General features: G+C 63.9%; 25 protein-coding genes. 13 read left to right on the forward strand and 12 right to left on the reverse strand.

Annotated features, from left to right (window positions below; translation table 11 throughout):
* Positions 1 to 5: 5 nt before the first annotated feature.
* Positions 6 to 1,025, reverse strand: coding sequence for a bile acid:sodium symporter family protein (locus PI87_RS23445; protein ID WP_039600113.1), 1,020 nt, complete (start codon positions 1,023 to 1,025; stop codon positions 6 to 8).
* A gap of 119 nt (positions 1,026 to 1,144) precedes the next feature.
* On the opposite strand from PI87_RS23445, the gene PI87_RS23450 reads away from it, so the two are divergent.
* Positions 1,145 to 2,041: a LysR family transcriptional regulator gene (locus PI87_RS23450; protein ID WP_039600114.1), complete on the forward strand. Its 897-nt coding sequence runs from the start codon at positions 1,145 to 1,147 to the stop codon at positions 2,039 to 2,041.
* Positions 2,042 to 2,050: 9 nt separating this feature from the next.
* Here PI87_RS23450 and PI87_RS23455 read toward each other — a convergent pair whose 3' ends face one another.
* The 7 genes from PI87_RS23455 to PI87_RS23485 all read right to left on the reverse strand — a co-directional run bounded on the left by PI87_RS23455 (position 2,051) and on the right by PI87_RS23485 (position 7,200).
* Positions 2,051 to 2,809 carry a 3-hydroxyacyl-CoA dehydrogenase gene (locus PI87_RS23455; protein WP_039600115.1) on the reverse strand — a complete coding sequence of 253 codons (759 nt, stop codon included), beginning with the start codon at positions 2,807 to 2,809 and terminating at the stop codon, positions 2,051 to 2,053.
* 146 nt (positions 2,810 to 2,955) lie between these two features.
* Entirely contained in the window at positions 2,956 to 3,624 is a 669-nt protein-coding gene (gene adk / locus PI87_RS23460) for an adenylate kinase (RefSeq protein WP_039600116.1), read from the reverse strand.
* A 335-nt stretch (positions 3,625 to 3,959) separates the two neighbouring features.
* The gene (gene kdsB / locus PI87_RS23465) at positions 3,960 to 4,766 is read right to left on the reverse strand and encodes a 3-deoxy-manno-octulosonate cytidylyltransferase (protein ID WP_039600117.1); all 807 of its coding nucleotides are present in this window, start codon (positions 4,764 to 4,766) and stop codon (positions 3,960 to 3,962) included.
* Positions 4,767 to 4,783: 17 nt separating this feature from the next.
* A complete protein-coding gene (locus PI87_RS23470; protein WP_004631803.1) occupies positions 4,784 to 4,972 on the reverse strand; it encodes a Trm112 family protein in 189 nt (62 codons plus the stop codon).
* Positions 4,973 to 5,042: 70 nt separating this feature from the next.
* Complete coding sequence (gene lpxK / locus PI87_RS23475) at positions 5,043 to 6,092, reverse strand: tetraacyldisaccharide 4'-kinase (protein ID WP_039600118.1); 1,050 nt, start codon at positions 6,090 to 6,092, stop codon at positions 5,043 to 5,045.
* Between the two features lie 28 nt (positions 6,093 to 6,120).
* Positions 6,121 to 6,552, reverse strand: coding sequence for an ExbD/TolR family protein (locus PI87_RS23480; RefSeq protein ID WP_039600119.1), 432 nt, complete (start codon positions 6,550 to 6,552; stop codon positions 6,121 to 6,123).
* 27 nt (positions 6,553 to 6,579) lie between these two features.
* Positions 6,580 to 7,200, reverse strand: a complete 621-nt coding sequence (locus tag PI87_RS23485; RefSeq protein WP_039600120.1) for a MotA/TolQ/ExbB proton channel family protein — start codon at positions 7,198 to 7,200, stop codon at positions 6,580 to 6,582.
* Positions 7,201 to 8,289: 1,089 nt separating this feature from the next.
* Here PI87_RS23485 and xseA point away from each other — a divergent pair.
* Together xseA and sodB are read left to right on the forward strand one after the other, a co-directional pair.
* Positions 8,290 to 9,696, forward strand: coding sequence for an exodeoxyribonuclease VII large subunit (gene xseA / locus PI87_RS23490; protein ID WP_039600161.1), 1,407 nt, complete (start codon positions 8,290 to 8,292; stop codon positions 9,694 to 9,696).
* Between the two features lie 160 nt (positions 9,697 to 9,856).
* Positions 9,857 to 10,435 (forward strand): superoxide dismutase [Fe], encoded by a 579-nt coding sequence (sodB, locus tag PI87_RS23495; protein ID WP_039600121.1) that lies wholly within the window; start codon positions 9,857 to 9,859, stop codon positions 10,433 to 10,435.
* Between the two features lie 81 nt (positions 10,436 to 10,516).
* On the opposite strand, the gene PI87_RS23500 is transcribed toward sodB, so the two are convergent.
* Together PI87_RS23500 and PI87_RS23505 are read right to left on the reverse strand one after the other, a co-directional pair.
* Positions 10,517 to 11,242 (reverse strand): site-2 protease family protein, encoded by a 726-nt coding sequence (locus tag PI87_RS23500; protein ID WP_039600122.1) that lies wholly within the window; start codon positions 11,240 to 11,242, stop codon positions 10,517 to 10,519.
* A 19-nt stretch (positions 11,243 to 11,261) separates the two neighbouring features.
* A complete protein-coding gene (locus PI87_RS23505; RefSeq protein ID WP_039600123.1) occupies positions 11,262 to 12,182 on the reverse strand; it encodes a DUF2167 domain-containing protein in 921 nt (306 codons plus the stop codon).
* A 299-nt stretch (positions 12,183 to 12,481) separates the two neighbouring features.
* Here PI87_RS23505 and PI87_RS23510 point away from each other — a divergent pair, with 299 nt between their 5' ends.
* The 7 genes from PI87_RS23510 (at position 12,482) to PI87_RS23540 (ending at position 17,699) form a co-directional block, all read left to right on the forward strand.
* Positions 12,482 to 13,000, forward strand: a complete 519-nt coding sequence (locus PI87_RS23510; protein ID WP_039600124.1) for a hypothetical protein — start codon at positions 12,482 to 12,484, stop codon at positions 12,998 to 13,000.
* Positions 13,001 to 13,109: 109 nt separating this feature from the next.
* Complete coding sequence (locus PI87_RS23515; RefSeq protein ID WP_039600125.1) at positions 13,110 to 13,868, forward strand: IclR family transcriptional regulator; 759 nt, start codon at positions 13,110 to 13,112, stop codon at positions 13,866 to 13,868.
* A gap of 69 nt (positions 13,869 to 13,937) precedes the next feature.
* The gene (locus PI87_RS23520; RefSeq protein ID WP_039600126.1) at positions 13,938 to 14,702 is read left to right on the forward strand and encodes a glutamine ABC transporter substrate-binding protein; all 765 of its coding nucleotides are present in this window, start codon (positions 13,938 to 13,940) and stop codon (positions 14,700 to 14,702) included.
* Positions 14,703 to 14,720: 18 nt separating this feature from the next.
* The gene (locus PI87_RS23525; RefSeq protein WP_039600127.1) at positions 14,721 to 15,389 is read left to right on the forward strand and encodes an amino acid ABC transporter permease; all 669 of its coding nucleotides are present in this window, start codon (positions 14,721 to 14,723) and stop codon (positions 15,387 to 15,389) included.
* On the forward strand, positions 15,386 to 16,177 hold the full coding sequence (locus PI87_RS23530; RefSeq protein WP_039600128.1) for an amino acid ABC transporter ATP-binding protein: 792 nt from the start codon (positions 15,386 to 15,388) through the stop codon (positions 16,175 to 16,177). Before PI87_RS23525 ends, PI87_RS23530 begins: the two co-directional genes overlap by 4 nt.
* On the forward strand, positions 16,174 to 17,124 hold the full coding sequence (gene hutG / locus PI87_RS23535) for a formimidoylglutamase (RefSeq protein ID WP_039600129.1): 951 nt from the start codon (positions 16,174 to 16,176) through the stop codon (positions 17,122 to 17,124). Before PI87_RS23530 ends, hutG begins: the two co-directional genes overlap by 4 nt.
* Positions 17,121 to 17,699 (forward strand): HutD/Ves family protein, encoded by a 579-nt coding sequence (locus PI87_RS23540; protein ID WP_039600130.1) that lies wholly within the window; start codon positions 17,121 to 17,123, stop codon positions 17,697 to 17,699. The genes hutG and PI87_RS23540 overlap by 4 nt, the downstream gene beginning before the upstream one ends.
* Before the next feature lie 93 nt (positions 17,700 to 17,792).
* Here PI87_RS23540 and PI87_RS23545 read toward each other — a convergent pair whose 3' ends face one another.
* Positions 17,793 to 18,077: an HU family DNA-binding protein gene (locus tag PI87_RS23545; protein WP_003272088.1), complete on the reverse strand. Its 285-nt coding sequence runs from the start codon at positions 18,075 to 18,077 to the stop codon at positions 17,793 to 17,795.
* A gap of 301 nt (positions 18,078 to 18,378) precedes the next feature.
* On the opposite strand from PI87_RS23545, the gene PI87_RS23550 reads away from it, so the two are divergent.
* Positions 18,379 to 19,131: an oxidoreductase gene (locus PI87_RS23550; protein ID WP_039600162.1), complete on the forward strand. Its 753-nt coding sequence runs from the start codon at positions 18,379 to 18,381 to the stop codon at positions 19,129 to 19,131.
* A gap of 37 nt (positions 19,132 to 19,168) precedes the next feature.
* Here the strand turns inward: PI87_RS23550 and PI87_RS23555 are convergent, their stop codons facing one another.
* Positions 19,169 to 20,500, reverse strand: a complete 1,332-nt coding sequence (locus PI87_RS23555) for an MFS transporter (RefSeq protein WP_039600131.1) — start codon at positions 20,498 to 20,500, stop codon at positions 19,169 to 19,171.
* Between the two features lie 177 nt (positions 20,501 to 20,677).
* Between PI87_RS23555 and PI87_RS23560 the strand changes: the two genes are divergently transcribed.
* Both PI87_RS23560 and PI87_RS23565 read left to right on the forward strand, forming a co-directional pair.
* Positions 20,678 to 21,004, forward strand: a complete 327-nt coding sequence (locus tag PI87_RS23560; protein WP_039600163.1) for a hypothetical protein — start codon at positions 20,678 to 20,680, stop codon at positions 21,002 to 21,004.
* 150 nt (positions 21,005 to 21,154) lie between these two features.
* Positions 21,155 to 22,555 (forward strand): GntP family permease, encoded by a 1,401-nt coding sequence (locus tag PI87_RS23565; protein ID WP_039600132.1) that lies wholly within the window; start codon positions 21,155 to 21,157, stop codon positions 22,553 to 22,555.
* The last annotated feature ends 590 nt before the right edge of the window (positions 22,556 to 23,145 follow it).

Here is a 23,145-nt window from a genome sequence, read left to right on the forward strand (position 1 = left end):
AGCGGTCAGGCCGGACGGCTGGCCGGTGCACCGGCACCCGCCTCGGCGTGCGCCACGCGATCTGCATACTTGCGTGCCAGCGCCGAGCACACGATCAACTGCAGTTGGTGGTAGATCATGATTGGTAGCACGATCAGCCCCAGTGCGGGGTTGCCCGCAAACAGAATCTTCGCCATCGGCACACCGCTGGACAGGCTCTTCTTCGAGCCGCAGAACACGGCGGTGATCTCGTCAGCCAGCCCGAAGCCCGCACGCCGCGCGAGCCACGTCGTCGCGCCCAGCACCACGAACAGCAGCGCGCCACTCATAGCGGCCACGGCTACGACGGTCTCCCACGGATACTTCGACCACACCCCTGCGTGCGTCGAATCGGCAAACGAGTTGAACACGATCAGCAGGATCACCGCGCGGTCGATCTTGTTGATGATGGCCTTGTGTTTGGTCATGACGCCACGCAGTGCCGGACGCAGCAACTGACCCAGCACGAAGGGCAACAGCAATTGCTCAGCAACACCCAACATCGCCTTGCCGACCGACAAGTCCGCACCCGACGCGTGGATCAGGAAGCTCATGAGCAGCGGTGTGACCATCATGCCGATCAAGCCCGAGATGGTGGCGTTGAAGATTGCCGCGGGCACGTTGCCCCTGGCGATGGCCGTCATCGCCACAGACGACGACACCGTGGACGGCAGCGCGCACAGGTAGAACACGCCCAGCAGCAACTCGGCCGGAATGAACGGTTTGCACACCAGCAGGATGGCTGCGCCAATCAGAGGGAACAGGATGAACGTGCAGCTCTGCACGAACAAGTGCAAGCGCCAATTGCGCGCCCCTTCCACGATTTTCTCGGGCGACAGTGCCGCGCCGTGCAGAAAGAAGATCAACGAAACGCCAAGGATGGTGACGACATCCAGATGCAGCGGACCATCGCTGGCGCCGAGCGATGGGAAGAGCAGGGCCAGCGCCACCATCACCAACATGGCTTGGATGAATCCATCAATACGAGACAACAGCGGAATTTTCATATGCATGTGCCATCACAATTACGTGCTGGCGCCAGTGGGATGCGGGGATAGGCGCTATTGCACAACATCCGCATCTAGAATACAAATGCATTGATCGAATCAATTTATACGGTGTCGGCATGAATGTGACCCTGCGTCAGTTGCGCGTCTTCCTGGCGGTGGCACGTGCGCACAGCTTCAGTCGCGCGGGCGACACCATTGGCCTGACGCAGCCGGCCGTCAGTCGCTCGATCTCAGAGCTGGAAGGCGAGCTCGGCCTGAAGCTGCTCGATCGCACCACGCGCGAAGTGGTGCTGACGGAGGTGGGGCGCTCACTGGCGACGGCGCTGGATCGCCTCATTGCCGATCTGGATGACACGCTGCATCAGGCGCGTCAGGTGAGTGAGCAGCGGCGCGGGCGCGTGGTGGTGGCATCCAGCCCCACGGTATCGACGCGTTTGATGCCGGTGTACGTGGCCGAATGCGCAGCGCGCTATCCGGACATCCGCATGATCGTGCGGGACTCGGTGCAAGTCGACACGCTGCAGTTGATCCGCACGGGCGGGGCGGATTTCGGTGTGGTGGTGGAGCCGCTCGACACCGAGGGCCTGTGGACGGAGCCGTTGCTGATCGACCCGTTCTGCCTGGTCTGCCGCAAGGATCATCCCTTCGCCCAGCGCAGCAGCGTGCGCTGGAAAGACTTGCATCGCACGGCGGTCGTTCTGCTGGACCATGCTTCAGGCAGTCGCCCGCTGATCGACCGGATTTTTTTGCGCCACGGCGTGCACCCTGACGTGGCCCAGGAGATGGGCCACAGCAGTGCCGTGTTCGGCATGGTGGAGGCGGGGATCGGCGCAGGCGTGGTGCCGTCGCTGTCGTTGCCGCTGCCGTCGTCGTCGCCGTTGGTGTCGGTGCCGCTTGCACCGAAGGAGACGCGCGCCATTGTGCTGGCGCGCCGGCATGACAGGTCGCTGTCGCCGGCGGCCGAGGCGGCGTGGCAGATGATTCGCCGGATGGCGCTGCCGGCGGCCGCCTGATCGCCTGGCTTACTTGGGTTGCATGCGGATGGCGCCATCCAGGCGGATGGTTTCGCCGTTGAGCATCGGGTTCTCGACGATGGCGCGCGCGAGCTGCGCATACTCCGCCGGCTTACCAAGGCGAGGTGGGAACGGCACCATCTTGCCCAGCGCGTCCTGCACTTCGGGCGGCATGCCCAGCAGCATCGGCGTCTCGAAGATGCCCGGCGCAATCGTCATCACGCGGATGCCGTCGCGCGACAGGTCACGGGCAATCGCCAGCGTCATCGCCACTACGCCGCCCTTGGACGCCGCATAGGCCGCCTGGCCGATCTGCCCGTCAAACGCTGCCACCGACGCCGTGTTGATGATCACGCCGCGCTCGCCGCCCGCGTTGGGTTCATTGCCGGCCATGGCCGTCGCGGCCAGGCGGATCATGTTGAACGTGCCGATCAGGTTGATGTTGATGACGCGCGCGAACTGGTCCAGCGGATGCGGTCCTGTCTTGCCCACCGTACGCGAAGCCGTGGCGATGCCTGCGCAGTTCACCAACCCACGCAGCGTGCCCAGCGAGGTGGCGGCGTCGACCACGGCTTGCCCGTCGGCTTCCGATGCAACGTCGCAGCGCACGAAGCGGCCGCCCAGTTCTTGTGCCAGCGCCGTGCCCGCCGCCTCGTTCAGGTCAGCAATCACCACCTTGCCGCCAGCCTCTGCCAGCGTGCGTGCCGTGCCGGCGCCCAGTCCCGACGCGCCGCCGGTGACGATGAATACCTGATCGCGAATCTCCATGCCGTGTCTCCTTGTGTGTGGTCTGTGCGTTACTTGACGTTTACGTCAACGTCATATGGTAGCGCGAAGCGGTGGGCGATCGCGCAAAAAAAAACGGCGCCTCGTTCATGAGGCGCCGTTTTCCTTAGCGGGTCCGTAGGGGGCGATCAGTCCTGCAGTGCACCGAACGCGCGGGCGGTAATTTCATCCACATTACCCACGCCGCTGATCTTGCGGTACTTCGGCGGTGCCACCTTGGCGGTGTCGTTGCCGTTGGCAGCCCACTGCGAGTAGTAGTCGACCAGCGGACGCGTCTGGTTTTCATACACGTCCAGGCGCTTGCGCACGGTTTCTTCCTTGTCGTCGTCGCGCTGGATCAGCGGTTCGCCGGTTTCGTTATCCACGCCTTCCGTCTTGGGCGGGTTGTACTTGACGTGGTACGTGCGGCCCGAGGCCACGTGTACGCGGCGGCCGCTCATGCGTTCGATGATGGCGTCGAACGGCACGTCGATTTCCAGCACGTAGTCGATCGCCACGGCGGCGTCCTTCATGGCTTCCGCTTGCGGGATGGTGCGCGGGAAGCCGTCGAACAGGTAGCCGTTCTTGCAGTCAGGCTGCTGCAGGCGATCTTTGACCAAGCCGATGATGATGTCATCCGACACCAGGCCGCCTGCGTCCATCACCTTCTTGGCTTCGATACCCAGCGGGGTGCCGGCCTTGACGGCGGCGCGCAGCATGTCGCCGGTGGAGATCTGCGGAATACCGAATTTCTCGCAGATGAATTTGGCTTGCGTACCTTTGCCGGCGCCGGGCGCGCCCAACAGAATCAACCGCATGGTGACGAGTTCCTCAAGTTTTCGAATCTTGTCGCGCTCTCTGGCAGCGTGAAGCGCGTTGGGAATCGGTCCGAGAGGGCGGATTCCCAATACGCCTTAATGCGCGCCTGATCGACACAAACAGGCAGCCTAGCTGGCGAAGTTGACGCCAGCCTTACCGGGACACTGGGGATCCGGTACCCGCCGGACGGCGGCACCGAGGGCTCGATTTGTCTCCCTGTTATCGCTGCGGCGCCTTGCGTGGGCGCCTGCATGCGACTTGTCGTCCTCGCGATTATGCCACGCCAGCGCCGGGGTTTCGGCGTGGTGGCCGCAAGTTCCGCGAAATCTATGCTTCAGGGGCCATCCTGGGCCAGCAGTTCGCTCCAGGCGGCGCGCACGCGGGCGAGGTCTTCCGGCGTGTCGACACCGGCGGCGGGAGCGTCGTCGGTGGTGAGCACGGCGATGCGCTCACCGTGCCACATGGCGCGCAGTTGTTCGAGCTGCTCGGTCTGCTCAAGCGGTGCGGCGGCCAGTTGCGGGAAGCGGCGCAGGAAGCCGGCGCGATAGGCGTAGATGCCGATATGGCGCAGCACCGGCATGGCCGGCAGCGGACGCTCGGCGGCGGGTTGCGCCAGCACAGCGGGCGTCCAGGTATCACGCGCCCAGGGCAGCGGCGCGCGCGAGAACAGCAGAGCACGCTCGGCAGCATCCAGCACGACTTTGACGACGTTCGGGTTGAACACATCGGCCGCGTCGTGAATCGGGTGCGCAGCGGTGGCGATGGCGCAGTCCGGGTGGTCGCGCAGGTGGGCGGCCACATTGTCGATCAGCGTCGGGGCGATCAGCGGCTCATCGCCTTGCACGTTGACGACGATGGCGTCATCGGGCAGCCCCAGCACGGTGGCCACTTCGGCCAGGCGGTCGGTGCCGGAGGCGTGGTCGGCGCGGGTGAGCACGGCTTCCACGTGATGCTGCATGCAGGCGTCGGCCACCGATGCCGCATCGGTGGCGACCACCACGCGCGCGGCAGACGACTGGTGCGCACGCTCGGCCACGCGCACCACCATCGGCTTGCCGCCGATGTCGGCCAGTGGCTTGTTGGGCAATCGCGTGGAAGCTAGCCGTGCGGGAATGACGGCGATGAACGGTGCGTGCGACATGACGATCAGCTCGGATGTCAGGCCGGATCGACCGGCGTGCCTTCCACGGTCTGGCGGGCTTCGTCAGCCAGCATGACGGGGATGCCGTCGCGGATTGGGTAGGCGAGCTTGTCGACGTGGCAGATCAGTTCGTTATTGGCGCGGTCGTGTTGCAGCGTGCCCTTGCACAACGGGCAGACGAGGATTTCCAGCAGGCGATTGTCCATGGCGGTAGTGGCTCCGGGGCGGCCACCCAAGCCGGGCAGCGCGCCGATACAGCAGATAGGGCAGAGGGCGTTATTGTGCGCTTGCCTTGGGCGTAGCGCGATCGGCCAGGGCGCGCACGCGCTGGCAGACCTGTTCGACCAGCGCCGCGTCGACCACCGGTGTGGTCGGCACTACCCAGATGCGCGGATCGTCGAGATGGCCGCATTTTACGGCATCCTTTTCGGTGATCAGGATCACCTCGGCGTGGCTGTCGGCGAACGGGTTGCTCGCGAAGTCGTAGTGATCGGGCAGCGGCAGCGTGCTGGGCTTGAGGCCCTCGGCGCGCAGCGAGGCAAAGAAGCGCTCGGGGTTGCCGATGCCGGCGGCGGCCAGCAGTTGCTCGCCTTCGACGCGTGCGAACTGGGCGAGCGGGCGGCGCAGCGCCGGGTCGGCCAGGTTGTAGGCGTCCTGCAGCGCGAGGTGCATGCCGAAGATGTTCGGGCGATCGGGCGTCGCGCGGTAGTTCGGGTCGTTGATGAGCGTGGCGTCGCGCTTGCGCGTCATCGGTTCGCGCAGCGGGCCGGCGGGCAGCAGGAAGCCGTTGCCGCCCATGCGCGTGTCGAACACGATGATCTCGATGTCGCGGCGCAGGCGGTAGTGCTGCAGGCCGTCGTCGCACACGATGACGTTGCAGCCCGGGTGTGAGGCCAGCAGGGTTTGTGCGCAGAGCACGCGGTCGGGGAAGACCCACACGGGCAGATCGGTGGCGCGGGCGATGAGCAGCGGCTCGTCGCCGACGTCTTCTGCGCGGGAGTGCTCACGCACCGGGCGCGGGTGCTTGAGTTCGACACCGTAGCCGCGCGAGACGATGCCCGGGCGCAGGCCCGCATCGGCCAGTGCCGAGGCCAGCGCAATCACGGCGGGCGTCTTGCCTGCGCCACCCACGGTGACGTTGCCGATCACCACCACCGGCATCGGCAGGCGCACCGAGCGCAGCCAGCCCCAGCGGAACAGCAGCCGGCGCAGCGCGCTGATTGCCCCGAACAGCCACGACAGCGGTCGCATCAGCCACGCGAACCAGCCCCGTTGCTGCCATTGGCGGGTGACGAAGCTGGCGAGGCGGTGCTGGGCGACGGGCATGCGCAGGCGGTGGCGGTGGGGTGTCGGTTTAGTGGGCGGCGTTGCCGGTTTGCGTTGCGAAGGTCAGGTGCGAGAGGCCGGCCACGCGGGCGGCTTCCATCACGTTCACCACGGCCTGGTGCGCGGCTTGCGCATCGGCGTTGACGACGACGATGGGTTCGCGGCCGCCGGCGTTGCCTGCGGCATTGTGCAGGGCGTCGGCCAGGCTGGTCACGTCGCGTGTATCGAGCACTTGCTTGTCAACGGAGTAGACGCCGTTGGCAGTGACGGACACGACGATCTGGCCCGGGCGCTCGGTTGCCTTCTCGGCGTCGGCAGTCGGCAGGTTGACCTTCAGTTCGGTGTAGCGGGAATACGTGGTCGTGATCATCAGGAAGATGAGGATCACAAGCAGCACGTCGATCAGCGGGATCAGGTTGATCTCCGGCTCTTCGCGGGCGTGGCGCGGGCGGAAGCGCATGGCTCTATCCAGTTCGCAAAGCCCGGATCAACCGCGCCGCGGCGGCAGGATCGCGTCGAGGTACATGGTCGACAGGTGTTCCAGCTCGGCCACATAGTTATCGACCACGCCACGGAAGTAGCGCCAGAAGATCAGCGTCGGGATGGCCACGACCAGGCCCAGCGCCGTGTTGTACAGGGCGACGGAGATACCGTGTGCCAGGGTTTGCGGGTTGGTGCCCGCGGCGGTTTGGCTGCCGAAAATTTCGATCATGCCGACCACGGTGCCAAACAGGCCCATCAGCGGCGCCACCGAAGCGATCGTGCCGAGCGCGTTCAGATAGCGCTCCAGACGGTGGGCGACGTTCTGGCCGGCTTCTTCCACCACTTCTTTGGCGGCGTCGCGCGTGGTGTTGGGATGCAGCACCACGTGGCGCAGCGCGGCGGCCAGCAGGCGGCCCAGCGGCGAACCCTGTTCCAGCGTATTCACCACTTCCGGCGTGGCCTTGCGTTGATGCGCAACGGCCAGCGCCTCGTCATACACCTTGGACGGAATGATCTTCTTGCGCTGCAAGGCGACGAAGCGTTCGATGATGAGCGCGAGAGCGAGCACCGAGGCAATCAACAGCGGCCAGATCGGCCAGCCGGCGGCTTGAATGATGGAAAACACTGGACAACCCGTTTTGTCGTTGTGGAAAGAGTGATTTGGGGCGCAATGGATGCGGCCCTCGTGTGCTGTTCATGCCGTCCGCGTCCCCGAACGCGGTCCGTTGCGGCAAAAACAGGCGCCACTCTAGCGCGTCGGACCTGCCTCGGCAACACGATGGCGCACCGTAGCGACAGGCACGTCCGATAGTCAAAGCGTCGTCACAGAGTTCAGTGCGCGCACAATCCACAACCATGCGGGACAGTCTTGTGGACGGGTTGTGGACATTGCCGGAACAAGCAAGCTAAGTGCTTGATGCGAAAGGGTGTTCGGTGCTCTGCTTAAAAAATGTGCAATGGACATTTTTGGGGCCAATCCACGTGCAAAACGCCCGACTCCCTCTGAAGCCGGTGGGTAATCCACATCGCAGCGGGACAGTTTTGTGGACGGGTTGTGGACATTCCCCGAACAAGCGAGCTAAGTGCTTGATGCATAAGGGAGTCTGATGCCATGCTTAAAAAATGTGCAGCCGGGGTTTCTGTGCAGATTTTGGGAAAAAGCCGCGTGCCGCTCGCAAAACCGGCGGGAAATCCACACGGATACGGGACAGTCTTGTGGACGGGTTGTGGACATTGCCCGGACAAGCACCTTAAGTGACTGATTCAAAAGGGTGTTCGGTGTGCCGCCTAAAAAATGGGCAACAGGGTTTTCTACGGAGAAATGGGGATGCAAGCCCTGCACGTGTGAAAATCCACCGCCGATTTATCCACTGCCTAGGCGTCACATCCTGGTTTTCCAGCGCTGCTGTGGATAACTTTGTGAACATCCTTGGGGCGCATGCGCTAAATGCTTGACGCAGAACGAAATTACTTGGGCTGCTGAATTTTTGACACGAGGGGATTTTTCATAAAAATCAACGGGTTGCGTCAAAATGCAGAGAGCGCGTCACGTAACGTCTGTCAAGCTTGACAAGGAGGTTATGCTGTGGACAGGTAGCCCGGCTGACGCGAATTCTCTCCCTCATTCAAGGTAGAAGTCGCCCCGGAGCCCCATCGCATTGCGCCGCCACGACCACTTATGACCACGCCGCCGTCTTCCCGCCGCCCCTTTTGGATGGATGCTCCCGCCCCCGCGGCGAGTGCATCGCAAGCCACTCAAGTGTCTCCGGCGCCGTCCGCACCGGCTCGGGGTGGGCAGGATGTGTTGACCGTCAGCGAGGTCAACCGGCGGATCGCTGGGCTGCTTGAGCGCAACTTTCCGCTGGGCTGGGTGCGTGGCGAGATCTCCAATTTCACGCGTGCGGCCAGCGGTCACTGGTACTTCTCGCTCAAGGACGCCGGCGCGCAGATCCGCTGCGTGATGTTCAAGGGGCGCAACCAGTACGCCGATTTCACCCCGCGCGAAGGCGAAGCCGTCGAGGTGCGCGCCTTGGTCACGATGTACGAGGCGCGCGGCGAACTGCAACTGAGCGTCGAGGGCATCCGCCGCGCCGGTTTGGGCAATCTGTATGAAGCGTTCCTGCGACTGAAAGCCGCGCTGGAGGCACAGGGGTTGTTTGATCCGGAACGCAAGCGGCCGCTGCCTAGGCACCCGCGTGCCATCGGGGTGGTGACTTCATTACAGGCGGCGGCTTTGCGCGACGTGCTGACCACGCTGCGCCGGCGTGCGCCGCATGTGCCGGTGATCGTTTATCCAGTGCCGGTGCAGGGCACGGGCGCCTCCGAGCGCATCGCTGCCATGCTCGACAACGTCAATGCCCGGGCAGAAGTCGATGTCGTCATCCTGTGCCGAGGTGGCGGCAGCATTGAAGACTTGTGGGCGTTCAACGAAGAGCCGGTCGCGCGTGCCGTGGCGGCTTCGGAGATTCCCATCGTGGCCGGCGTTGGGCATGAGACGGACGTGACCATCGTCGATTTTGTGGCCGACGTGCGTGCCCCGACGCCCACCGGTGCTGCAGAACTGGTCAGCCCGGACCGCGCTCGCATGCTGCGCGACGTGGGGCGCGACTGGGATGCACTCTCAGCACAGTTCCGCCGCCAGCTTGACCGCCGCGCCCAGACGGTCGACTGGCTCGCGCGCCGTCTACGCAGCCCGCAGGCGCAGATGCGCGAGCGCCGCACGCAGCTGTCGCACCTGGAAGGGCGGCTGCGTTTTGCCCTGACCGGCCGCGTGCAGCGTGCCGAGCACGTGCAACGTTTGCTGACGATGCGCCTGACCGCTGCCCGCCCGGATGTCGCGCAGGAGCGCGCGGCCGTGCAGCGCATTGGGGCGGCTCTGGCACGCGCCATGCGTGACACGCTGGCCCGCACTCAAGAGCGTTTGGCGCGCCAACACACCGGCCTGGAGCTGTTGGCACCGCAGCGCACCTTGGAGCGCGGCTATGCGGTCCTGCTCGACGCCAAGGGGCACGCGATCCGCGATCCGAACGCGTTGCATGCCCGGGCACGCATCGAGGCAAGGCTGGCGCAGGGCACGGTCGATATCGAGATCGCCCAGGTGCAGCCCAAGCTCGATATGTGACCAACGCATGAGCTACTGATAACGATCGCGTGCGCGCGTTTGTGTGATGCCGCACGTGTTTCACGGGTATTCCGAGTATTTGGCGCGCGGTTTGCGCCGGTTTTGCAACTCTCCTACAATCGTCGCTCCCAACCCACGAACCCACAGAAGGGAAGAACAAATGGCCCACACGCTCCCCCCGCTGCCCTACGCACTCGACGCCCTGGCGCCGACCATCTCCAAGGAAACCCTGGAGTTCCACTACGGCAAGCACCACCAGACCTACGTCACGAACCTGAACAACCTGATCCCGGGTACCGAGTTCGAAAACCTGAGCCTGGAAGACATCGTCAAGAAGTCCTCGGGCGGTGTGTTCAACAACGCCGCACAGGTGTGGAACCACACGTTCTACTGGAACGGCCTGAAGCCGAACGGCGGCGGCGCTCCGACCGGCGCGCTGGCTGACGCCATCAACGCCAAGTGGGGCAGCTTCGACAAGTTCAAGGAAGAGTTCACGAAGACGGCCGTTGGCACCTTCGGTTCGGGCTGGGCCTGGCTGGTGAAGAAGGCCGACGGCTCGCTGGACCTGGTGTCCACCTCGAACGCCGCCACGCCGCTGACCACCGACGCCAAGCCGCTGCTGACCTGCGACGTGTGGGAACACGCTTACTACATCGACTACCGCAACGCCCGTCCGAAGTACGTCGAAGCGTTCTGGACCCTGGTCAACTGGGACTTCGTCGCTGCAAACTTCGCCTAAAGCGAACCGCTCCGGCGATCCAAGAAAAAACCTCCGCTCTAGGGCGGAGGTTTTTTTATGCGCGCTTGGTTTTTACACGGCTCAACTGACGGCACGTACGTTGCCCAGCATGTCGTGCAGCTCGTGGCTCATCATTGCCAGGAAGGCGACCAGACCGATGTAGTACACGGTGTAGGTCAGGCGGGACTCGTTGGAGATGCTGTAGTACGCGCGGTTTTCGGGCGCATCCGGATCGTAACGCCAGGCCTTCATCAACTGCGGCACGGCCAGCACTGCAATTAGGATCAGGATCGGGCTCGGCCGCCACATGAACAGTGCCACCAGCACGGGCACCCCTAAAAACCAGATGCGCGGTGACAGCACCGCGGTGATGCGGCCACCGTCAAACGGCGACATCGGGATCAGGTTGAACAGGTTCAGGAAGCAGCCGGCGTAGGCCAATGCCAGCAACAACTGGCTGTCGGTATAGCGCGCGAGGCCATAGCAGAGCATCGCCCCAACGGTGCCTGCAACGGGGCCTGCCAGGCCGATGTACGCCTCGGTCTCGACATCCATCGGCTGTTCTTTGAGCTCGATCCACGCGCCCACGAATGGGATGAAGGTGGGCGCACCCACGGCCAGCCCACGCTGACGCGCGGCCATGAAATGCCCCATCTCGTGGATGAACAGCAGTACCACGAAGCCCACCGCATAGCGCCAGCCAAACGCAAAGGCGTACACCACCACCGACAGCAGCATCGTGCCGCCGGTGGTCAGCAGCTTGCCGAACTTGAGCCCCGAGAACAGCAGGATCAGCAGCTTGGTCATGGTGTGTGTGCCGGCGTGATCAGGCGCTCGGCTTGCGCTTGAAGAACTTGGCAATCGCCGCGCCAAAGCCTGCCACCGCCAAGATCGCCACCTTGGCGAACTTGGCCAGGAACGCGGCAATCACGGCAAACAGGCCCAGCTTTTTGGCCGCGATACCACCCACCAGCGCGGCCAGGCCGTACTCGGCCACCTTGTCGGTCTTGGCGTTGAAGTCGGTGTAGCGCTTGCCGTCCTTGAAGTCGAGGTCGGCCAGCAGCTTCTGCACGGCAGGCTTGTCGGCGTTGACGTGGTCGCTTGCCGTGATCAGGTTCAGGCTGATGTAGCCGTCGCGGCCCAGCGCGTAGGTGTTGTAGTTGACCGATTCCGGCTCGTTGGCGGGCTGGCCCTTGGAGCGCGCGGCCATCGACCAGATCAGGCGGTGCGTGGCGGCGTCATAGTGCGGGCGCTCAACCCAGCCCTGGATCTCCAGCGCGGGGATGCCGCGCTTCTCGCGCTCTTCGTTGGCGGCAGCGGTGCCTTCCTTGAGCGACTTGAACAGGTCGTCGACGTTCCAGTCTTTGGCGTCGTCGTCCTTGATGTAGCCCGAAGCCTCGTACTCGGCGATCACCATCCAGTCGCTCTCTTCGTCGGTGGGCATGACCAGGCCGAGCAAGTCCTGGTTGTTGCCGTTGCCCATTGCGTGCATGAGCTGGCCGGCGGCCGGCTGCGGGATGAAGACCTCGTTCGCACCGATCTTGAGCGTGGCTTGGTCACGCAGCGCGACCGACGTGGGCCCCGCCTGTGCGCTGGCCTTGGCGGCAGCCCAGGCCTGCTTGATTTCCTGTTCCGGATTGCTGGCCTGTTGTGCGTGGGCTGCCGTGACACCCATCAGGCCCATCGTCGATGCGCAGGCGAGCGCGCTCGCCCAGGCGCGCAGTGCGCCCTGAAACCCCATTCCCATGTGCTTCTCCTGAAGACGTTTTGTGTATTCGTTGGCTCGTTTCTTCTATCGCTCTATCTGCCGCTAAGCGGCCTGCAAGCTGGGGCGAAGCATAGCGGGAGCAGGGCGCCGGGCTGTTATCACGCGTTAACAAGACGGCGGATCGGCTGTCGGAAAGACTGCTTTGGCGTTGAGCGCAATGCTGCGCACGTGATAGTCGGTATGCGGCGCCTGACGGCGTTCAAACGGTCCGCGCTGCGCCGGGTTTTTCTAGACTGACCCTTCACCGAACAGACACATACAAAAAAGGGAGGGGAACGATGGACCTGAGCCATATCCTGGCGCGCACCGAGCGCGGCACACAGGAGCTGCAAACGCGCAGTGGACATGTCACGCACCGCCAGCGCGCGATTCTGCTGCTGATCAACGGCGAGCGGTCGGCCGCGGAGATCCTGGCGCAGTTGAGCAGCGCCGGCCCCGACATGGAAGACATAGTGCGTTTGATTGCGGACGGCTACGTAACAAGCCGCGCACCAGTCAAGGTGGCCCCGAAGCCCAAGGCACCGCCGAAACCGGCATCAGCCGCGCCGGCGGCGCCGCGCCACGTGCGGCAGGCCTCGATTGCCGACTGGCGCCTGAGCCAGGCGGGCGCGTTCTCGGCGCTGCAGCGCTACCTTGCCGAAGGTCCGGAAGCGCCGCTCGACTTTCTCAATGGCTTGGCCGCACCGCTGTACGCCGCGTTGACCACCTGCCGCAGCGAGGCATCTGCCCACGCCGTCGTCGCGTTCCTGGAAGCGCGTTTGGACGAAGAGGGCTGGAATGTGACCGAGACGTCCTAGGTGTAAATACTGAATTTGCGTACTTTTCTCATATACCGGGAATCGTGCGTTGATGATTTGAGAAAACAGTCGCATTCTCCGTCGCATTCCATGCCACGGAGCTGTTGCGATGACCGAATCAACCTCAGCACAACCCGCAGCCGCTACCAGCGGTTCGGACCGCGTGCTGATGGTGCTCGCCACCATCGCGCGCCACGGCCGCCCGGTCGCAGCGCGTGAGCTGGTTGAGCTGACCGGTCTGCCGCAGAGCACGCTGTACCGCCAGGTGGCGATGCTCAAGCGCTGGGGCTTCGTGCTCGAATCGGCGGGCACCTACGCGCCCGGGCCGATCAGCCTGCAACTCGCACTCGGCTTCGACCACGCCTCGCATCTGGTGCAGGAAGCGCGCATCGGCATGGCAAAACTGGTGGCCGAGTCGGGCGAATCGGTCGGGCTTGTGGTGGCCGTCAAAGACCAGGCCGTGTGCCTGGAGATGGTCGAGAGCCAGCAGTCGCTGCGCTGCTCGTTCGAGAAGGGGCGCGGCGTGCCGCTGCTGGCCGGCGCCTCGGCCAAATCACTGCTCGCGTTCATGCCGCCGACGGCAGCGCGCGCCATCCTCGCCGACTTGCTGGCCATTGATGCCGACAGCCAAGCGCAACTGCAAACCGAACTGACTGAGATCCGCGCTGCGGGCTATGCGTTGTCCGAAGGTGAAGTCGACCCCGGCGTCTGGGGCGTGAGTGCGCCGGTGTTCCGCATGCCCGGTCACGCGCTCGGCTCCATCACGTTGATGGCACCTGCTACGCGCGTGCGTGGCAAGGAACAGCGTCTGATCGATATGACTGTGGCTGCGGCCGCCTCTATTTCGGCGCGGCTGCAGGACATCTGAATCTTCGAACGACTCGAACTACTCGAATTATTTTTTCCACCCCACACGCACCACACAAGGAGACCACTCATGGGGAATCGCCGTCATTTCATGCATTCGATGCTGGCTTGTGCCGTGGCGTTGTCCGCTGCGGCGTCCTTCGCAACCGCAGCGCACGCCGCGGGCGAGCCGCTGCGCGTGGCCACCGATGCCACCTTCGCGCCGATGGAGTTTGTCGAGAACGGCAAGCGCACCGGTTTTGATGTGGACCTGATCGAAGCGCTGGCCCGCACCATGGGCCGCCCGGTCGAGTGGACCGACATCGACTTCAAGGGCCTCGTGCCGGGCCTGATCTCGCGCCGCTTCGACGTGGCCATCTCGGGTATCTACATCACGGAAGAGCGCAAGAAGGTCGTGGACTTCACGGTGCCGTACTACCACGGCGGCCTGGTTGCGCTGGTCAAGCAGGGCAACACGGCCGTCAAGACGCCGGCCGACCTGAACGGCAAGAAGGTGAGCGTGCAGGTGGGCACCAAGTCGGTCAACTACCTGCGCGAGAACTACCCGAAGGTCGAACGCGTGGAAGTCGAGAAGAACGAGCAGATGTTCAATCTGGTCGAGATCGGCCGTGCTGACGCCGCGGTCACGGGCCGCCCGGCTGCCGCGTACTACGTGAAGGCACGCCCGGGTTTGCGCATCGTTGAGCCGGCGTTGACCACCGAGGAATACGGTATCGCCGTGCGCCGTGACCAGCCCGAGCTGACGAAGGCGCTCAACGCCGCGCTGGAGAAGATCAAGGCCGATGGCACGTACGACCAGATCCTCAAGAAGTGGTTTGGCGCTGCCGCCAAGTAACGACGACCGGACACGCTGATGGAACTGGATTTCTCCCCTGTCTGGGCCGGCTGGTCCGACATCCTTCACGGTGCGCTCGTCACCGTGGAGGTGACGGCCGTCGCGCTGATGCTCGGCTGCGTGCTGGGCCTGCTGGTCGGCATCGGGCGGTTGAACCCGCGCCGGCGGTTTATCTACGGCATCTGCACGGTGTACGTGACGTTCATCCGTGGCACGCCGCTGCTGGTGCAGCTCTTCCTGCTGTTCTTCGGGCTGCCGCAGTTCGACATCCTGCTGCCGGCCTTCGTGTGCGGCGTGCTGGGGCTGGGCGTGTATTCGGGCGCCTATGTGTCGGAGATCGTGCGTGGTGCGATCCAGTCGGTGGACCGCGGCCAGATGGAAGCCGCACGTTCGATCGGCATGTCGTCGGCGCAATCGATGCGCGCGATCATCCTGCCGCAGGCTGTGGTGCGGATGATCCCGCCGCTGGGCAACGAGTTCATCGCGCTGATCAAGAACTCGGCGCTGGTGTCGCTGCTCACGATTCACGACCTGATGCACGAGGGGCAGAAGATCATCAGCGTGTCGTATCGCTCGCTGGAGGTCTATCTGGCGATTGCCCTGGTGTACCTGGTGCTGACCAGCGCTGCCAGCTACCTGCTGCATCGGCTTGAGCGCAACATCCGTGCGGGAGGCATGGTGCAATGAACGTGAACCCGCAAACACTTAAATCTGCGCTGGATGTGCCCATGATCCAGATCCGCGGCCTGACCAAATCGTACGGTGATCACACGGTGCTCAAGGGCATCGACTTCGAGGTCGATGCCTCGCAGGTGGTGGTTGTGATCGGCCCCAGCGGTTCGGGCAAGAGCACCTTCCTGCGCTGCTGCAACGGACTGGAAGTGCCGGAAGGCGGCACCATCGACATCTGCGGCAAGCGGCTGATCGACAACGGCACAATGCTGCCCGAGAGCGATCTGAACCACTTGCGCCAGCAGGTCGGCATGGTGTTCCAGTCGTTCAATCTGTTCCCGCACCTTTCGGTGCTGCACAACGTCACCGTCGGGCCGCGCATGCTGCGCGGCAAGTCGAAGCACGAAGCCGAAACGCAAGCGCGTGAGCTGTTGCAGAAGGTGGGCCTGGCGCACAAGGCGGATGCGATGCCCGCGAGCCTCTCCGGCGGTCAGAAGCAGCGCGTGGCGATTGCACGTGCGCTGGCGATGGAACCGAAGGTGATGCTGTTCGACGAGCCGACGTCTGCGCTCGACCCCGAACTCGTCGGCGAGGTGCTGCAGGTGATGAAGCTGCTCGCCAAGGAAGGCATGACGATGCTGGTCGTCACACACGAGATGGGCTTTGCACGCGAAGTGGCTGACGTGGTGGTGGTCATGGATGGCGGCGGCATTGTCGAAGCCGGTCCGCCGTCGGTCATCTTTGGCGAGCCCAAGGAAGCGCGTACGCGTTCGTTCCTGCAAGCGGTGCTCACGCGCTCATGACGATGACGACGTTTGATGCTTCTATCTGGCGAGGCCGTGATGACACAGGCGAGCGTGGTGATGTGACGCGCCTGTTCCAGGTCGCGCAGTCTGCCTATGTGACGTCGCTGTCTGGTACGCCTACGCTGCTCGGTTTCGCCTGCGATGCTGGCGTCGCACGCAACCATGGTCGCGTGGGTGCCGTGCAGGCGCCGCGCGAGATTCGTCGTGCGTTGGCCAACGTGCCGGCGCATGGCCTTGCGGTGCTCGCCGATGCGGGTGATGTCACGTGTGATGACGGCGATCTCGAAGGTGCCCAAGCCGAACTCGGTGAAGCCGTGTGCGAACTGCTCGATGCCGGCGCACGTCCGGTCGTGCTGGGCGGTGGTCACGAGGTGGCATTCGGCACCTATCAGGGGTTGCGCAAGCACTGGCAGAAACAGGGTTGGCGCGGGCGTCTGGCCGTCGTCAACTTTGACGCGCATTTCGATCTGCGCACGAGCCGCCCTGGCAACTCCGGCACGCCGTTCGACCAGATCGCTGAGGACTGCGCCGCGCACGGCATTGACCTGACGTACTGCTGCCTGGGTGTGAGCCGCTTATCCAACACGCCCGCGTTGTTCGACCGCGCCGATGCGCTGCACGCGCACTACGTGGAAGACACCGACGTGCAGGAGCGCCACCTCGATGCACGCATGGCCGATCTGGACGCGTGGCTGGCCAATGTCGATCACGTTTACCTGACCATCGACATGGATGTGTTGGCTGCCGCTGTGGCGCCGGGTGTGTCCGCGCCTGCCGCCTATGGCATCACGCTGCCAGTGCTTGAAGCACTCGTGCAGCATGTGTGCGCGACGGGCAAGGTGCGCGTGGCGGACATCGCCGAGACCAATCCCGAATACGACCAAGATCGCCGCACCGTCCGTGTGGCGGCACGCCTGGCGTATCACTTGCTGCGCCGCTCATGAAGCTGATCCCTGCCGACGCAATGCGCCGCATGCCGTGGAAGAACGGCGGCGGTGTCACCACCGAAATCGCCATCGCACCGGCCGGTGCCACGATTGAAAACTTTGACTGGCGCGTGAGCACCGCGCAAGTGGATGCGGCGGGACCGTTCTCGCGCTTTGCCGGCATCGACCGCTCGCTGGCGGTGATCGCGGGTGGGCGGCTGACGATGCATCGCGCGGACGGCGAAGTCGTGTCGCTTTCGCCGGGCGAGGCTCCCGTGCGCTTTCCTGGGGAAGTGGACATTCACGCCACGCTCGACGCACCGCTCTCGGACTTCAACGTGATGACGCGCCGCAGCGCTTGGGCGCATCACGCCGAAGCGATCACGCTGGCCGCCGGCGAGCGCCGGTCGTTGCCGCGCACGCATCCGGGCATGCAATGGCTGGTCTACTGCGTGCACGGCGTACTGTCGCTTGATGGCGTTGACGTGCCGCAAGGTGGGGCAGTGTGGCTGGATGCGCCGTCCGGTAGCGATGCGCTGGTCGCGCGCGTTGGTTCGATCGGCTATCTGGTCGCGCTCTGGCCGGTCGCGTGAGTTTGCGCTGGGTCAAGAAAGCGGCCAAAAGAAAAGGGACCCCGTAGGGTCCCTTGCAAGTCTCCCGGCTCCGTAGAGCTCGGCAGAAGACTCTTACTTCTTCTTGTTCACGGCATCCTTGAAGCCCTTGCCAGCCGTGAACTTCACGGTCTTGGTTGCCGGGATCTTGATGGCTTCGCCGGTGCGCGGGTTGCGGCCGGTGCGTGCAGCACGCTTGCCCGACGAGAACGAACCGAAGCCAACCAGCGTGATGGTGCCGCCCTTGGCGACGGTCTTCTTGATGTTTTCCAGCGCGGAGTTCAGCGCGCGCTCGGCGGCGGCGTTGCTCAGTTCTGCGTCTTTTGCAATGGCGGCTACGAGTTCGGATTTGGTCGTCATGTCAGTTCCCCACATCAGGTTTGTTGGACAGCGTTGTACTGCGACCCGTTTTATATCACCGTTGCGAAGGGTTGCAAATCCCCTAACTGCAAGGCTTTGCGGGCCGTTGCTCGTAACCGACACTTGTCCTGTCTACGTTTGCGGGCCGGGCATCCGGGAAACACCTGATATCGACAGGGTTTGTTTGCATTTCGAAAAGCATCGTCCGCACCGAAAGCGCGCACGCCGGGTGCCGGAAGCGGGCACGAAAGCCGCCGTACACTGTGTGTTCGCAGCCAATGCAAACCTCATGGAGAACATCATGTCGAGTTCGCAAACGCCTGTCGCACAAGGCTTCGCGGGCAGCGGCGATGCCGCCGAGCAGCCACGCGGACCGGCCGTGCTGGTGGCCGGCGCCAACGGATTGGTGGGCCGCGCGGTGGTGCACCGCCTGGTTGCGCAGACCTGGGCCGGCAGCGTGACCGCGCTGGTGCGGCGTCAGGGGGCCTTGACACCGGGGCAGGCGATGCCCGGCAGGTTGCGCGAGTGCGTGGTCGATTTCGACCGGCTGGACGCTCCCGAAGCGCAGTCCGCACTGGCCGCCGACATCGTCATCTGCGCGCTTGGCACGACCATCCGCCAGGCCGGTTCACAGGCGGCATTCCGGCGTGTTGATGTTGAATATCCGGCGGAGCTGGCACGGCGCGCGTTCGCGGCGGGTGCGCACCATTTCCTGCTGGTGAGCGCGCTGGGCGCCGATGCGCGTTCGGGCGTTTTTTACAATCGCTGCAAGGGCGAAGTGGAAGCAGACATTCTGTCGATCGGCTTTCCGTCGGTCACGATCGTGCGGCCGTCGCTGCTGCTCGGCAAGCGCAGCGAATTCCGGTTTGGCGAACGCATTGCACAAAATCTGTCGCACGCAATCGGATGGGTGGTGCCCAAAGCATGGCGGCCGGTGCCTGCGGAATCGGTGGCGGCCGCACTGGTGGCCGCGGCGCGTGTGGATGCGCCGGGTGCGCGTGTGCTCGAGAACGCTGCGCTACTGGCCGCAAAAGACGAACGGCCGGTGGTTTGAGCCACCGGCCGTTGCCGAGTCGGATGATTTCAGTGGCTTACTTCTCGATCGGCTTGCCTGTGCGATCGTGCATCAGCGACAGTGCAAACACGCTGATGATGGCAGCGACCATCACGTAGTACGACGGTGCCAGCTTGCTGCCCGTGCTGGCGATCAGCCACGTCACGATCAGCGGAGCAAAGCCGCCGAAGATCGTCACCGCCAGGTTGTACGAAATAGACAGGCCGGTAGAGCGCACCGCGGTCGGGAACTGCTCGGCCAGCACCGCCGGCGCGGGGCCGGTGAACGCGGCCAGCAGCACCCCCAGGATTACCTGCACCTGCAGCAGCGTCTGCACGGTCGGGTCGACGTTCAGCCAGTGGAAGAGCGGATACGCGGCGGCGGCGATGATGAGTGCCACCGTGCCCAACATGCGCTTGCGGCCGATGCGGTCAGACAGCGTGCCCATGATCGGGCACAGCACGAAGATGATCGCCCCGCACAGTGCCGTCGACTGGAACGTCGCGCCCAGCGGCAGGCCGAGCTGCTGCTTGGCATACGTCGGCATGTAGAACACCAGCGTGTACGTGCAGACCGTCCACAGGATGGTCACGCCCAGGCCGCCGAGCACTTCGCGCGGGTGATCGCGTAGCACCTGCGACAGCGGCGCGAGACGCGATTCCATCTCGGCCTTGGCCTTCTGCTCTTCAAACGCGGGCGGCTCATGCAGGTGCGAGCGGATGTACATGCCCACCGGGCCGATCAGCAAGCCGAACAGGAACGGAATGCGCCAGCCCCAGGCGTCGATCTGCTCGGGCGACAGGCCGTTGGTGACGATCGCGCCCATCGCTGCACCGAGGATGAACGAGATGCCCTGGCTCGCCTGCTGCCAGCTTGCGAAGTAACCGCGGCGTTCATCCGGCGAGTATTCGATCAGGAATGCCGTGGCACCGCCGACTTCACCGCCAGCCGAGAAGCCCTGGATGAGCCGCGCGATCACGATCAGGATCGGCGCGCCGATGCCGATCTGCGAATACGTTGGTGCGAGCCCGATGATGGCCGTGCCGATCGCCATCAGCATGATGGTGAGCGTCAGTGCTGCCTTGCGTCCCACGCGATCGGCATAGACGCCGAGCACCACCGCTCCGACCGGCCGCATGAAGAAGCCCACGCCAAAGGTCGCAACCGTCAGCATGAATGAGGTGAAGTCGTTACCCGTGGGAAAGAACAGCCGCGCGATGATGACCGCAAAGAAGCTGTAGACAGTAAAGTCGAACCATTCAAGGCCGTTGCCGATGGTGGCGGCGATGATGGCCTTGCGCCGGGTGGATGCGGATATGGCCGGGGCCGTTGCACGAGCACCCGGAGCGGGCGTTGCCGTGGCTTGCATGGATGTGTCCTCCAGTTGTTATGGGCATCGCACGCCGCGATCTCTCCCCCGCGCGACGGCGAAGCGGCCATAGTAAGTGATTCGGCAAGGAATGCGGTCACACAGTGTGAAAGCCATTGAATCGACTCGGCCAATCATTGTCCAACGCATATGCACATGCATCTGACGGAGCACATCATGAACCCGACATCGCAACGCGGTCGCCTTGTCGCAGTCTTGCCGGGGGCGCTGGCCGTGTGCGCAGCCGCCTTGCTGGGCGGTTGCGTGGTCGCGCCGTACTACGACGCTTATGGCAATCCGATTGCTCCGGCGGCCGTTGCGCCGGCACCGGTGGCTTCATATCCGGCGTATCCGTACGACCCGTATTACTACTATGGCCCCGCCTTCTATCCGGCGCCGGTCTTTGGCAGCGTATGGATTGGCGGCGGCGGTTGCTGGGGCTGTGGTCGCGGCTGGGGCGGCCGGGGTTGGGGCGGACGCGGTGGCTGGGGCCACCGTCATTGATCTGTCATATCAACGTGACGAAGACACACGCCTGGCGCGGCTCAACGCCAATTCCGCAGCCAGTTCAATACGCGTGATTGCGTAACGGAGTCTGCTGCATCGCGACATACAATCCATCGCTCTTAAAAGAAGAATGCGAGGAGATTGTCGATGTCCGTGATCATCGTGCTGGCTGCGCTGGCATTTCTGATGTTCGCCGCCTACCGCGGCTACAGCGTCATCCTGTTTGCACCGCTGGCCGCCCTGGGCGCGGTGCTCCTGACCGATCCATCGGCCGTGGCGCCGGTGTTCTCCGGCATCTTCATGGAGAAGATGGTCGGCTTCGTCAAACTGTATTTTCCGGTGTTCCTGCTCGGTGCCGTGTTCGGCAAGGTGATCGAGTTGTCGGGCTTTTCGCGCTCGATCGTAGCCTCGGTCATCCGCGTGGTGGGGGCCAAGCGCGCGATGCTGTCCATCGTGCTGGTGTGTGCGCTGCTGACGTATGGCGGCGTGTCGCTGTTTGTGGTGGTGTTTGCGGTGTACCCGTTTGCGGCGGAGATGTTCCGCCAGGGCAACATCCCCAAGCGCCTGATCCCGGGCACGATCGCGCTGGGCGCGTTCTCGTTCACGATGGATTCGCTGCCGGGCACGCCGCAAATCCAGAACATCATCCCGACCACGTTCTTCCACACCACCTCGTGGGCGGCACCGTGGCTCGGTACGATCGGCGCGCTGTTCATCATCGTGGTGGGCATGGCGTATCTGGAATGGCGTCGCCGCGTGGCACTGCGCAACGGCCATGGTTATGACCATGGCCTGACCAAGCTGGTGAACGAGCCGGAAACGGCCGAGACTGGCACGCTCGCGCATCCGCTGATCGCGCTGTCGCCGCTGGTGCTGGTGGGCGTGATGAACCTGCTGTTCACACGCTGGATTCCGATGTGGTACAGCAAGGTCGTCACCGTTGCGCTGCCGGGCCTGCCCAAGCCGCTGACGGTGGAAGCTGACAAGCTGACGGCGATCTGGGCGGTGGAAGCGGCGCTGCTGATCGGCATCATCGTCGTGCTCGTGTTCGGCTTCCGCGCTGTGAAGGGGCGCTTTGCTGAAGGCAGCAAAGCGGCTGTGTCGGGCGCATTGCTGGCCGCCATGAACACGGCATCGGAATACGGCTTTGGCGGCGTGATCGCTGCACTGCCGGGCTTCCTAGTGCTGGCTGACGGGCTGCGCGCGATTCCGAATCCGCTCGTCAACGAAGCCGTGACGGTGAGCACGCTGGCGGGTATCACCGGTTCGGCCTCGGGCGGTATGAGCATTGCGCTGGCTGCGATGGCAGATCAGTTCGTGCAGGCCGCACAGGCGACGGGCATTCCGATGGAGGTGCTGCACCGTGTGGCGGCGATGGCCTCGGGCGGTATGGACACGCTGCCGCATAACGGCGCTGTCATCACGCTGCTGGCCGTGACCGGCCTCACGCACCGCGAGGCGTATCGCGATGTGTTCTGCGTCACGATCATCAAGACGCTGGCAGTGTTCTTTGTGATTGCGATGTTCTACGCCACTGGGATTGTTTGATTCTGCTTGCAGCAGGTTGCTGTGGGGAAACGGGGAATGGGCTCTTTGGGTTCATTCCCTGTTTTGCTTTTGGTGGTCCATCCCTGGTTTCATCCCCTGCCGGGGCTGACCTACTTTCTTTGTCTTGCCAAAGAAAGTAGGCAAAGAAAGGCGCGCCCGAGATGGCGACCCCCTCCTTGAATTTTCGTAACCGTGCGGGGAAGGAGGCAAACTCGCTTCGCTCAGACAAGCCTCCTTCCTTTATCCGCCCGCTTACGAAAATTCAAGGCGCCATCTAGGGCAGGAACGTCAAAAGACAAAGGCCAACCCCTCGCGGGGTTGGCCTTGTCGTTTTGGCTGGCGTCCAGATGGTGTGGCCTTTGACTTTCCCTGCCCTATGCGGCGCCTTGAATTTCTGTTGCAAGGAGGAAAAAGGAAGGGAAACTGTTTGAGCGCAGCGAGTTTTTCCCTTCCCCTCCTTGCGACAGAAATTCAAGGAGGCTTTCGCCGCATCGGGCGCGCCTTTCTTTGCTGACTTTCTTTGGCAAGACAAAGAAAGTGAGTCAGCCCCGGCAGGGGATGAAACAGGGGATGGACCACCAAGGCCAAAC

It is taken from the genome of Ralstonia sp. A12 (assembly GCF_000801955.1).
Taxonomy (GTDB): domain Bacteria; phylum Pseudomonadota; class Gammaproteobacteria; order Burkholderiales; family Burkholderiaceae; genus Ralstonia.